The sequence below is a fragment of the Flintibacter faecis genome, from assembly GCF_014287875.1.
Lineage (GTDB): Bacteria > Bacillota > Clostridia > Oscillospirales > Oscillospiraceae > Lawsonibacter > Lawsonibacter faecis_A.
In genome coordinates, this window is record NZ_JACOPN010000007.1 from 41,254 (window position 1) to 53,095 (window position 11,842).

At 55.5% G+C, this 11,842-nt stretch carries 10 protein-coding genes; 6 read left to right on the plus strand and 4 right to left on the minus strand.

Annotated elements, in window-relative coordinates:
- The first annotated feature begins 230 nt into the window (after positions 1-230).
- The 5 genes from H8S55_RS10350 to H8S55_RS10370 all read left to right on the plus strand — a co-directional run bounded on the left by H8S55_RS10350 (position 231) and on the right by H8S55_RS10370 (position 6,653).
- The gene (locus tag H8S55_RS10350) at positions 231-2,126 is read left to right on the plus strand and encodes an ATP-binding protein (RefSeq protein ID WP_366467828.1); all 1,896 of its coding nucleotides are present in this window, start codon (positions 231-233) and stop codon (positions 2,124-2,126) included.
- Positions 2,127-2,441: 315 nt separating this feature from the next.
- On the plus strand, positions 2,442-3,665 hold the full coding sequence (locus H8S55_RS10355) for an amidohydrolase (RefSeq protein ID WP_186878909.1): 1,224 nt from the start codon (positions 2,442-2,444) through the stop codon (positions 3,663-3,665).
- A gap of 78 nt (positions 3,666-3,743) precedes the next feature.
- Positions 3,744-5,096: an APC family permease gene (locus H8S55_RS10360; protein WP_147562584.1), complete on the plus strand. Its 1,353-nt coding sequence runs from the start codon at positions 3,744-3,746 to the stop codon at positions 5,094-5,096.
- A 294-nt stretch (positions 5,097-5,390) separates the two neighbouring features.
- Complete coding sequence (gene spoIIID / locus H8S55_RS10365; RefSeq protein ID WP_147562587.1) at positions 5,391-5,639, plus strand: sporulation transcriptional regulator SpoIIID; 249 nt, start codon at positions 5,391-5,393, stop codon at positions 5,637-5,639.
- Between the two features lie 66 nt (positions 5,640-5,705).
- Positions 5,706-6,653, plus strand: coding sequence for a tRNA dihydrouridine synthase (locus tag H8S55_RS10370; protein WP_366467831.1), 948 nt, complete (start codon positions 5,706-5,708; stop codon positions 6,651-6,653).
- Positions 6,654-6,697: 44 nt separating this feature from the next.
- On the opposite strand, the gene H8S55_RS10375 is transcribed toward H8S55_RS10370, so the two are convergent.
- Together H8S55_RS10375 and H8S55_RS10380 are read right to left on the minus strand one after the other, a co-directional pair.
- Positions 6,698-9,010, minus strand: a complete 2,313-nt coding sequence (locus tag H8S55_RS10375; RefSeq protein WP_186878910.1) for an HsdM family class I SAM-dependent methyltransferase — start codon at positions 9,008-9,010, stop codon at positions 6,698-6,700.
- A gap of 153 nt (positions 9,011-9,163) precedes the next feature.
- On the minus strand, positions 9,164-9,622 hold the full coding sequence (locus H8S55_RS10380) for a low molecular weight protein-tyrosine-phosphatase (RefSeq protein ID WP_186878911.1): 459 nt from the start codon (positions 9,620-9,622) through the stop codon (positions 9,164-9,166).
- A 229-nt stretch (positions 9,623-9,851) separates the two neighbouring features.
- Between H8S55_RS10380 and H8S55_RS10385 the strand changes: the two genes are divergently transcribed.
- A complete protein-coding gene (locus tag H8S55_RS10385; RefSeq protein ID WP_186878912.1) occupies positions 9,852-10,004 on the plus strand; it encodes a hypothetical protein in 153 nt (50 codons plus the stop codon).
- A 314-nt stretch (positions 10,005-10,318) separates the two neighbouring features.
- Here H8S55_RS10385 and H8S55_RS10390 read toward each other — a convergent pair whose 3' ends face one another.
- Positions 10,319-11,269, minus strand: coding sequence for an SPFH domain-containing protein (locus H8S55_RS10390; RefSeq protein ID WP_147562590.1), 951 nt, complete (start codon positions 11,267-11,269; stop codon positions 10,319-10,321).
- A 56-nt stretch (positions 11,270-11,325) separates the two neighbouring features.
- On the minus strand, positions 11,326-11,754 hold the full coding sequence (locus H8S55_RS10395; protein WP_147562591.1) for an NfeD family protein: 429 nt from the start codon (positions 11,752-11,754) through the stop codon (positions 11,326-11,328).
- Between the last annotated feature and the right edge of the window lie 88 nt (positions 11,755-11,842).

Below are 11,842 nucleotides of genomic sequence, written 5' to 3' on the forward strand. Positions count from 1 at the left end.
GTCAACAGGTCAAGTGTTCCAGTCACCCCATCGGCTCCAGGCTCCTTGTTTACGGCCAGGAGCTTTTTTCGTTTTACGACGGACAAGCGGCCTGTGTGGAATATTCTGTTTCCCACATATGCCAGCTGCTATTTTTTAAATGCATAATGTATAAGGGAAGGACGGTGAGGACTGTGCCGGATGACCGGGTAACGCTTTTGGGTACCCCGTGCGTCTGTCGAGACGGAGCAGTGATCCATTTCCCCTACCGAAAGGCAGAGGGTGTATTTTATTATATCTGCGTGGAAAAGCAGACCAGCCGCGACGAACTGGTCTCTCTGTTTTGGAGTTCCTGTGACGAAAACACCGGCCGCAAGAACTTGCGCCAGGCCCTGTTTCAGATCCGCCGCTGTTTAGGGGACGAGGTCATCATCCTCCAGGGCCGGAATGACCTGAAGCTGAACCAGCGGGTGGGGCTGCGGACGGACTGGGACGCGCCGGACTCGGACTTCGCCCTGTCCCGGGAGCGCTTTCTGGACTTCTTCTATCTGAAAGACTGTCCCGAGTTTGAAGCCTGGGTAGAACAAAAGCGGGAGCAGCAGCTCACCCGCAGCCTGACTTACATTAAACGTCAGCTTTCAGACATGGCTGTCTGCCGGAACACGGCAAGATTGCAGGAACTTGTTGACGTATGGAAACTGTGGAGGCCCTGGGACGAGGAGATGGTCCTCACCGGCATGAAGTGTTTTGCCCAGACGGAGAAGTACGACCTGGGTTTAAAGCTGTACCAGGAGTATGCCGACCGTCTTCGGAGCGACCTGGACGAACCGCCCTCCCATCTGGCTGAGCTGATGCAGCAGACACTGCTCCATCGGAAAAAACTCTCCTCCCTCCGCAGACCGGACGCGCGGGACAGCTTCTTTGGCCGGCTGGTAGAGCTGCAGTACATTGACGAGCGGATCTTCTGGTTCTTAAACGAGAACACCACCCGCTCTGTGGTCATCGAGGGCGACGTGGGCGTGGGGAAGACCGCCCTGATGGATCAGGTCCTAAAAATGAACTACGGCACCGACGTTTTACAGCTGTCCTCCCACTGCTATGGACTGGAGTCAGACCTTCCGGTCAAGTCGTGGCGGGACCTGTTTCTCCAGCTGGAAAACCTGTGCGAGATCGGGACCATCCACCTGTCGGAACAGGGGCGCGAGCTGCTGTCCTCTATTCTCCCCCTGAACACCGACTGGGATGCGCATGGCGCAGAAGGTACCGCCGCACTGATCAGCAATGTGTTGGCCCTGTTTAAAGAGCTGGTAAACCAGTGGCGGATCATTATGTATTTCGACAGCCTGCAGTGGATGGACCCGGTCAGTCAGCTGCTGATGCAGCGGATGATGATCGAATTCGGGAACGACCGGATCTTTCTCATTGCAACCTGTCGAACGGGGGAGGAGAAGAACGTCCGGGGGATGCTCCTTGCCCTGCAGGAGCGGAACATGATCGTATCCCTGCCCCTGAATCCGTTTACAGAGGAGGAGACCGCCTCCATTGCCAGCAAAGTACTGGACGAGCCCATCACAGACGACAAAGCCGTCCACAAGCTGTTTCTCCGCACCGGCGGCAACCCCCTGGCCCTGATGGAGACGCTGAACGCGATCCGTCAGGAGGGGTGGAATTCCGATCATTCCCTGCCCCGGATCGACATGCTGATCCAGCTGCGGCTGGACCGGCTGACCGGCCAGCAGCGGCGGGTGCTGGATGCCCTGTCCATCCAATTTGAACAGGCCGACCTGGAGGACCTGACCGTCCTGACCGGTCTGCCGCCCATGGAGCTGGTGGACCTGCTGGATCAGCTGCTGGCGGTGGGCCTCGTCGTCGAACAGCCGTGGAACCGAGGCGTCGTCTATAAGTTCAAGCAGCAGTTTTACAAGCACTATGTCTATCAGCGCCTGGCCATGGGCAAGCGGCAACTGTGGCATCACACCATGGCCGAATACTACGACACCCAAAAAACCGGACGCCGCTGGCGTGTTTTGCTGCCCTACACCATTCGCCATTATGAATGCGGCGGGGACCCGGAACGGGCCGAGACCCTGCGCAAAATGCAAAATGTTCCAGAATCCCAGGTGCCCGCCCCTCCGCACCCGCAGTAACTGCACCGACCGAGCCTGTTTTCCCCGCCGGGACGGCCGCCCTCGGCGCATCCACAACCTGAAAATCATAGGCTGTCACTCACCGCAGCCCCCTCTGTCGCTTGTCGAAGCGCGGCTCTGTCCCGCTTCGACAAGCCTTTTTTTAACGCTCGACCCGTTTTTATTTTAAATTTTTTTGTGCCGGTCACTCTTGTTAACGGAGTTTTAACGCTCCGTGCGTATACTGATGTCAAGTTGAACGGAAGTGCACCACTGGAAAAGCACGTGCACCAAAAAACGAATCGGCTTTGTTATTTTGAAATGGAGGAATTTAGCATGACCCCGAATGAACAGCGGATGATGGAAGTCATCGACGAAAACCGTGAAAAGGTCCACAAGCTGGCCAAGAAGGTCTGGGAGTTCAAGGAGGTCGGCTGGGAGGAGTTCCAGTCTTCCACCCTGATCATGAACGCTCTGGAAAAGGAGGGCTTCGAGGTCCAGCGGGGCCTGGTGGGCAAGCACCCCAAATTCCATCAGGACATCGACATGCCCACCGCCTTTAAGGCCGTGTTCAAGGGCAAGGAGGGCGGCCCCGTCATCGGTCTGATGCTGGAGTATGACGCTCTGCCCAACGGCCACGCCTGCGGCCACAACCTGATCGCCGCTTCCGGCTTCTCCGCTGCCCTGGGTCTGAAGGAGGCCTTTAAGGACATCGGCTCCGTCATCGTCTACGGCACCCCCGCCGAGGAGCTGGAGGGCTCTAAGCACTACATCCTGGAGGGCGGCTACATGGACGAGGTGGACCTGATGCTGGCCAACCACTACGGTGCCGAGTGGGGCTCCGAGGTCACCGGCAAGGCCATCGTCTGGCCTACCCACGACAACTGGCTCACCTTTAAGGGCCGCTCCGCCCACGCCTCCTCCGCCCCCGAGAAGGGCCGCAGCGCTCTGGACGCCGTGATGCTCACCTGCATGGGCCTGGAGTTTATGCGTGAGCACATGGTGGAAACCAACCGCATCCACTACATCATCTCCAAGGGCGGCACCGCTGCCAACTCCGTCCCCGACGAGGCCACCCTGAACGTGGAGGTTCGCACCAACGACTCCGCCGAGCTGAACTCCATGATGCACCGGATCGACAACGTCATCAAGGGCGCGGAGCTGATGACCGATACCACTGCCGTTTATAAGTGGGATGCCCCCTGGTACTGCGCCACCCCCGTGCCCAGCCTGTATCACAACGCCGCCAACTACGCCGCTGACCTGGGCATCGACTCCTCCCGCTTCACCTTCGGCAACCTGCCCAAGGCCTCTTCCGACCTGGGCTGCGTGGCCTACAAGATCCCCACTGTGGAGATCACCTTCCCCATCGTGCACGACGGCGAGCCCGTTCCCGTGGGCCACGCCGACGAGACCGCTCTGCTGACCTGCCAGGAGTATCCCATTGACCAGTGCATCCTGGCCAGCAAGCTCATGGCTCTGACCGGTCTGCGTGTGGCCGGCGACCCCGAGAAGCTCAGCGCCCTGAAGGCAGAGTTTGCGAAGAACTACCGCGAGTAATTCTTTTGTATTCTCAGCGGGCGGCCCAGCTGCCGCCCGCCAGGAATAAATGTTGTAAAACAGAGAGGAGAGAACCCGATGTCAGACAATAAGAAAAATCTGTCATCCACAAAAGACCTTAAGCGCGTTCTTGGTTTCTGGGATCTGATGGCTGTCGGTGTCGGCTCCATCATCGGTTCGGGCATCATGTCCCTGACCGGTTGGGGCATTGACGAGACCGGCCGAAGCGTTTGTATCGCCTTCGTCATCGGCGGTATCATCGCCGTCCTGGCCCGTTCCCCCCAGATCTTCCTGAACTCCGTTGCCCGTTTCCGCGGCGGCGACTACTCCATGGTGGGCACCTTCCTGGGCCCCCGCTGGACCGGTACTTACTCCATGATCGCACTGCTGACCAGCGTTACATTGTGTATGTATGCACTTTCTTTTGCAGACTATGCAATGCCCTTCCTGCCCAATGTGAGCCGTAAGGTCATCGCCCTGTCCATCCTGACCTTCCTGTTCATCACCAACACCTTCGGTATCAACGCATTCTCCAAGATCCAAAATGCGGCCGTTGTCATCCTGGTCATCTCCCTGACTGCCTTTACCGCAGTGGGCCTGACCAAGCTGGACGGCAACTACTTCGAGCCCACCCAGTTCATGACCCACGGCGCCGTCGGCCTGTGGCAGGCCTCCGTCCTCATGAGCTACACCTGTGACGGCGCTCAGTACGTCACCCAGATGAGCGGCGAGGCGAAGAACCCCACCCGTGATATCCCCCGTGTTATGCTGTTTTCCACCCTGGGCGTGTCCCTGTTCTATGGCCTGATCGGTGTGGTCGCCTCCGGCGTGCTGCCCGTGGCCGAGGTCGCCGGCAAGCCCATGACCGTTGTGGCCAGCGCGATCCTGTCCAAGCCCCTGTACTACCTGTTCTGCATCGGCGGCGGCTGGATGGCCCTGCTGACCACCCTGAACAGCTCCATCGCCACCTGCACCAAGCCCCTGATGCAGGCCTGTAACGACGGCTGGTATCCCCGTTCCCTGGCCCGTCTGCACCCCAAGTACCGCACTCCCCTGATCCTGCTGGGCTTCTACTATGTGATCGGCTTCGTGCCCATCGCCTTCGGCATCGACATCGACATCATCAGCAACATCACCATCACCGTCGGCGCTATCACCAAGACCATGATCGTGCTGTGTCTGTGGAACATGCCCAAGGTCCTGCCCGATGCCTGGAACAAGTCCAACTTCCACATCAGCAACGGCGCTCTGAAGGCCCTGTGCATCGTGGACCTGCTGGTTATCGTTGTCTCCGGCGTCACCTCTTCCTTCAAGCTGCCCCTGCCTCTGCTGATGGCCAACCTGGGCGTTGTGGCGTTTGCCTTCCTGTTCGGCAGCATCCGCTTCAGAAGCGGCAAGGTCCAGGTCGAGGAGAGCTACGAGCTGTCCTAACGCCTAACGCACAGATGCTTCCGCTGTTACGCGGATTCCCATCTTTCATCAGAAATTCGTTCTTTCTACTTCCCCTTCCCAGACACAAGTCGAAAATCCAACGTGCAGCACCCCGGAAAGTCTTGCTTTCCGGGGTGTTCGCTTTGAAACAGGCGGGACCACATTGTGAATAGCGCCCCTGCATTAAGCTGTCCCCCACCGCCTTAGCAAGGGTATCTTTCTGCCCCACATGACATATACATGAACCACATCTGGCTCTGCCGAATGGCTGCAGGGCGTGGGGAGTGTTATGCTGTGAAGGGAAACATGGAGGAGCGGGCCCAGCGCCTGGCCCTGTACATCATCGAAAACCAGGCTACCGTCCGGGCGGCAGCGGGGCGGTTCGGAATTTCTAAGTCCACCGTCCACAAAGATATCTCCGAGCGCCTGCCCCAGTTCAATCACACGCTTTATCTGCAGGTGAAGCAGGTGCTGGACGAGAACAAGGCCGAGCGGCACATCCGCGGGGGCATCGCCACCCGGCGGAAATATAAGGGACAGTAAAGCCTTGCCCGGGGGCGCGGCGGCGGGTATAATGGGGGAAAGCTGACTGCGAAAGGAACATCGTCTGTGGAGTATTACTTCGCCCCCATGGAGGGGATCACCGGCGCGGAGTACCGCGCCGTCCACCACCGGCACTTCCCCGGTGTAGACCGCTATTACATGCCCTTTATCACCCCCACCCAGGACCGGGTGTTCACCCCCCGGGAGCTTCGGAACATCTCGCCGGAGCGCAATGCGGGCTATCGTGCCGTGCCCCAGCTGCTGACCAAGAATGCCGGGGACTTTAACTGGGCCGCCGGTGAGCTGTTCGCCATGGGCTATGACGAGGTGGATCTGAACCTTGGCTGTCCCTCCGGTACGGTGACGGCCAAGGGCAAGGGTGCTGGGATGCTGGCCGACTTAGAGGGCCTGGACCGCTTTCTGGACGGCGTCTTCTCCGCCTCCCGGGGCAAGGTCTCCGTGAAGACCCGCCTGGGGCTGCGGGACCCGGAAGAGATTTTCCCCCTGGTTGAGTGCTTTTCCCGCTACCCCATCTCTCTGCTCATCCTGCACCCCCGGGTACGCCAGGACTTTTACAAGGAGCCGGTGCGGCCGGACTACTTCGCCCGGGCGCTGGAGGTCTATCCCGGCCCCATGTGCTATAATGGCGGCCTGCGCACCCCGGAAGACTGCGCCGCCATGCAGGGGCGCTTCCCTCAGGTCCGGCACTGGATGCTGGGGCAGGGACTGCTGGCCGACCCGGCCCTGATCCGCCGCTGCCAGGGTGGGCCAGCCCTCACCCGGCAGGAGCTGCGGGCCTTTCACGACGAGCTCTATCACACCTATCTGGACATCTTCCAAAGCCAGCGGAACACGGTATTCCACATGAAGGAGCTGTGGAACTATCTCTCCGTTTTGTTCGACCAGCCGGAGAAGCCCCTCAAGCGTATCCGCAAGGCGGATGCCTCCCCCGCCTATGAGAGCGCCGTGGACGAGCTGTTCACCCACCCGTTTCTCTCGGAAAAAGGTGAATAACACCCGGCCCGGAGCCTGCTTTATCAGGTCCCCGGGCCGGGTCATTACCCTTTCATGATATCTGCAAATCTATCGGACAAAGCTCGAATTTTCTCCGCAATACTGCTCTCACTATCTTCTAATTTCTGATGCGGTGCTTGAATTTCCAATTCTTTCAATCTCCGTTGGATCGCCATTCTGCCATAAAAGAATCTCCATTTCTGCATATTGATCTGTGCCGCAAACCACGCTATCTCAGCATAGGTCATTCGATATTTGGGAAGCAATACCCGCACCGCACTGCCTCCATTTCCCCTGGCCATAAATCTCCAGGGTTGTACATATGCTTGTCCAAAACATGTAACAGTAATTGCCCCCTGTCGAAACACTTCTCCTTCTACATCCCTTACAAGGCGGATAATGCTATTTTGTGGATCGCCCGATGACACATAGGGGCACGAGCCTGCCAAGTAATTGCTCTCCCCTCTAGACTTCCCACCTGCGACGGTAAAGAACGTCTCTACTGTTCCACTCTTTCCATACGGGATGTTTGGTAGCGCATACTCTGCCATTGGAAAGCTATCGATCACTTCATCTGCAAGCTCTTCAACACATATGGACGAAGTTAAAATTGACCTTGTCACATTTTCTATGTAATATGCCTGCTCATTGTTCAGAAAGTCAGGCTGTGACAAATACTGTTCGGGTGAAAATTCTGCGCCTATTTCCATCAACTGTTCAGCCTTGATCGTTGTAACTAACTGAGAATTCGGTTCTTCACCCTTCATGAATCTCTTAAACTGTTCCAACACCTCTGGTAATTGAGAGCCCTCAGCTTCAACTCGTTTTCCTTTTAACTTCTTAAATCCATCATTCCAAATTTTCGACATAAATATGCTGTCATTTTTGTTTTGCGGACGATGTGCTCTTGCAATCATGATCGTTGTATCGACCGCAGTTGGATAGAACAGATCTCCCGGAAGGCTTATCATCCCCAGTAGCGTGTGCTGCTTTAAAAACTCATATCTCCACCGAGCATTATCGTCATCTGCAAATATCCCCGATTTCACGACAACGGCCATAACTCCCAGTGTCTGTAAGGAATCCATCGCTGCGGATATAAAATCCCGTTCTGGCTCTTCTTCTTGTGAAAAAGGTGGATTTAACAGGGCTTTTGTAAATTTACCTTTCGTACTGTCTTTACTCTTCGGGTCGAAACAGCTGGCATTTTCGATGTGACTCTTTCCGTCTCCTCGAAAGAACATATTCAATGCAGCAAGCGACCACACCGTCGGATTGGTATCAAATCCATAAAGCGATTCTCTGACCGTCTCTGTTGAAACACCGATCTCTTTCGCAGTTCTTATCATCCGGTCAAACGCCGCAACTAAAAATCCCCCAGAGCCGCATGCAATATCAATTACCTTGTCCTGCGCCGTAATGTCGATCAACTCTGCGCAATATTTTGTAATGTGTCTCGGTGTAAATACGATGCCAAGCGAGTTGTTATCATATCCGTATCGAATAAACGCCTCATAGAGCAATCCTAGGAAATCTGTATCCGTCTGCAAAACAGACTTGATATTTAGCCTTTTCAGCAAGAAAACGATCTTTCCTATTTTATTTGACAACCTATTATAGTCACCAATCGTTAATTTCAGTGCTTCGATCAACTGCTCTTTCTTTGTTTCTTCAAAATGATCGGTAGATTGGATCGCTTCCGCTACCAGAGTATTGATAGATTTCAATTCTGCGCCATCCTCTAGATCGATCTCACCCCAATATAACGCAGTGATCACAGCTCCCAATACTTTTGGTCTTAGAGATGGTTCGATCTTGGCCGAACGTAAAATAGACGAAAGCTCTATAGCTACATCTATGTAATCAGATATTTGTGGTATAGAGACTTCCGTTGTCCCATTATTCGTGTAGACCGCACCATTCACCTCAAACAGGCTTGGAAAACTGGTCAATTCATACCCCTTTGAAGTCAGCGGCTTCCAATCCACTCCATTCCAAAAAAGAGAGCGAAATAAATATCCGTGATCCTCTTCCCCTGCTACACCGACCGCAATTTTGATAATATAGGAGCCTTTTTTATTGATCTGTTCCGCATATTCAGTGGCTTCCTTCACCGCTTGGTCAATTTTCTTAACATCATTTTTCGCTTCTACCACCAAAATCGGAACAGATTTCTTGCAAACTAAAAAATCCGGCTTATTCCCTTGCAACCCACAGTCCGGGAAAAAGTCCTCTATTTCCTGCTCTTCAAGAAAATCTCCCCCCTTTTGAGGATGTCTAGTATCCCATCCCTTTTTCTCCGCGATTGCTCTGACCAGGTATCGGCTTCGAGCTTCTGCCCTTTTCCCTCTCGGCATGGTGAACCTCCTACACCCAAACTTATTTTTGAAAATTATATCATTTGCTCGTCTTATTTACAACTTGATTTCTATAAAAGTCCTCTTTCTATATGATATTGTCCCGGCCCGGAGCCTGCTTTATCAGGTCTCCGGGCCGGGTCATTATCCTGTTCAGTTTTCTGTCAACTGCTCCAGCAGTCCGGCGCACCCGGCGGACACATCCTCCCATGTGGCCTGAAAGTCCCCGGTGTACCAGGGGTCAGCCACCTCCTCCCCCGGGCGGCCGGCGTACTCCAGCAGCATGTGGATCTTGCCCGCCGGGTCCCCGCCGTAAAAGCGCCGCATATTCCGCAGGTTGGCGCTGTCCATGGCGATGAGCAGGTCATAGTCCTGATAGTCCCGGGCGGTGATCTGCCGGGCGGCGTGGCCCGCACAGCCGATGCCGTGCTCGGCCAGCTTGCGCTGGGCCGGAGGGTAGACCGGGTTGCCGATCTCCTCCCGGCTAGTGGCGGCGGATGCAATGCGGAACTGCGATGCCAGCCCCGCCTTCTCCACCAGGTCCTTCATCACAAACTCCGCCATGGGACTGCGGCAGATATTGCCGTGGCAGACAAATAATACTTTTATCATAATCTCTATATTCCTCTTACAAAAGTTTATAGGCATTTTATTTATTATACTTTTATCAATTTTTCTATTTTTTGATCGCTGCTTGAAAATAATTTGTGAATTATTGTGATTTTCTGTTGTTTTTTCTCTGTTTTATAGTATGATTATATTGTTACAAGGCAGACACTGACCGTAGTATCAACTCGATATGGAATGGTGGTAAACAAATGAAAATAGGAGGAATTATTCTATGTTGATTTGGGTCTCCATCATCGCCGCCGCATTCCTGCCCTATCTGATGACTCGGGCCTGTGACCCCAACAACGTAAACCGGGACTTTTTTATGATGGGGGCCTGTGCGGCCAGCGGCCTGGGGTTTTACTGCTTCCTGACCGTGCTTTAAAATCCGGCTATTGCCGAAATATCACTCAAATTATTTTAAAAAAGCAAGACACGGCTCGCCGTGCCTTGCTTTTTGCCTGGAACAGGCTATGACATAGGCAATATCACCCGGCGGGGCCGTTCAGCATATCCAGCGGCTGCTTTTGCTGCGTTGCTTCCATAGCATGTCCTTTCTCAAACAGCAGATCCTCTCCTGTTTTCTCTTCTGCGCAGGCTATTATAATGCCCCGCCGGTGCCTTGGCAAGGGGCAAAAAAGATTCCCGCCCGGACTGCAGGTGCAGTCCGGGCGGTAGAATGATTTGAAAAAATCGGGCTTATTCGGCCTTGGGCTCCTCGGTGGAGAACACCGTCTTGCCCGCAGCGGCCAGACCGGCCAGGCCCTGGATCTCGCTGGGGATGATGATCTTGGTAGCCTTGCCGTTGGCGGCGGCCTGGAAGGCCTCCAGGGCCTTGATCTTGATCACACCATCGCCGGGGGCGGCCTCGTTGATGAGCTTGATGGCGTCGGCAGTGGCCTGCTGCACCTTCAGGATGGCCTGGGCCTCGGCCTCGGCCTCCAGGATCTTGGCCTGCTTGGCGCCCTCGGCCTGGAGGATGGCCGCCTGCTTGGCGGCATCGGCTTTCAGAATGGCGGACTGCTTTTCACCCTCGGCCACCAGGATCTGAGACTGCTTCTGGCCCTCGGCCTGGAGGATGGCCTCACGGCGCTCGCGCTCGGCCCGCATCTGCTTCTCCATGGATTCCTGGATGTCACGGGGGGGCATGATGTTCTTCAGCTCCACCCGGTTGACCTTGATGCCCCAGTTGTCGGTGGCCTCGTCCAGAATGGCCCGCATCTGGCCGTTGATGTGGTCCCGGCTGGTGAGGGACTGGTCCAGCTCCAGGTCGCCGATGATGTTGCGCAGGGTGGTGGCAGTCAGGTTCTCAATGGCGGACATGGGGTTCTCCACGCCATAGGCGTACAGCTTGGGGTCGGTGATCTGGAAGTAGATCACGGTGTCGATCTGCATGGTCACGTTGTCCTTGGTGATGACGGGCTGGGGCGGGAAGTCCACCACCTGCTCCTTCAAGGACACGTTCTTGGCCACCCGCTCGAACAGGGGGACCTTAATGTGCAGTCCCACCCCCCACACGGTGCGGAAGGCGCCCAGGCGCTCCACCACAAAGGCCCGGGACTGAGGCACCACCTTGATGCAGGAGCCCAGGATGATGAGCACGATCAGAATGACGATCAAGCCCATGGCAGCAGAAATAATGTTGTCCATAGTATCCTCCTTGTTATTTTCATTCTCTTTTCAACGATATGTTTCGAGGAATGCACTCAGATAGCCTCTACAAGCACTTTCACGCCGGATATTTTCAGCACCCGCACCTCGGTCTCACGGGGGATGACCACATCGTGGGCGCTGCGGGCCGACCATATCTGCCCGGCCACATTCACCTGGCCGGTTCCGCTGAGGTTGTCGATCTGCTCTGTCACCACGGCGGTCTGGCCGATGACCCGGTCGGCGTTGGTGGCGGCGTGGCTGGTTTTTAAAAAGCGGGCGAACACAGGCCGGGCCAGGGCCAGGGTCACCCCGGACAGGGCCAGGAAGATCACGACCTGGAGCCAGAGCGCTCCGCCCAGCACCGACACGATCAGGGCTCCCAGAGCTCCCACCGCAAACCAGACGAAGGTAAGTCCGATGGTGATGGCCTCCCCCACCAGCAGCACGATCAACGCAATGAGCCAAAACGCACTAGGAAGCATACGTTCCTCCTTTCCCTTCAAGCTGATAGTTTGGTAAATTGATTATATCATGCCCCGCTTAAAAAAGCTATAGGGACTTTCTTAACTT

Bases quoted from the DNA above. Each gene is read 5' to 3' on its own strand.
- H8S55_RS10395 (WP_147562591.1), bottom strand. From the start codon at position 11,754: ATGCTTCCTAGTGCGTTTTGGCTCATTGCGTTGATCGTGCTGCTGGTG.
- H8S55_RS10390 (WP_147562590.1), bottom strand. From the start codon at position 11,269: ATGGACAACATTATTTCTGCTGCCATGGGCTTGATCGTCATTCTGATC.
- H8S55_RS10385 (WP_186878912.1), top strand. From the start codon at position 9,852: ATGTTGATTTGGGTCTCCATCATCGCCGCCGCATTCCTGCCCTATCTG.
- H8S55_RS10375 (WP_186878910.1), bottom strand. From the start codon at position 9,010: ATGCCGAGAGGGAAAAGGGCAGAAGCTCGAAGCCGATACCTGGTCAGA.
- H8S55_RS10380 (WP_186878911.1), bottom strand. From the start codon at position 9,622: ATGATAAAAGTATTATTTGTCTGCCACGGCAATATCTGCCGCAGTCCC.
- H8S55_RS10355 (WP_186878909.1), top strand. From the start codon at position 2,442: ATGACCCCGAATGAACAGCGGATGATGGAAGTCATCGACGAAAACCGT.
- H8S55_RS10360 (WP_147562584.1), top strand. From the start codon at position 3,744: ATGTCAGACAATAAGAAAAATCTGTCATCCACAAAAGACCTTAAGCGC.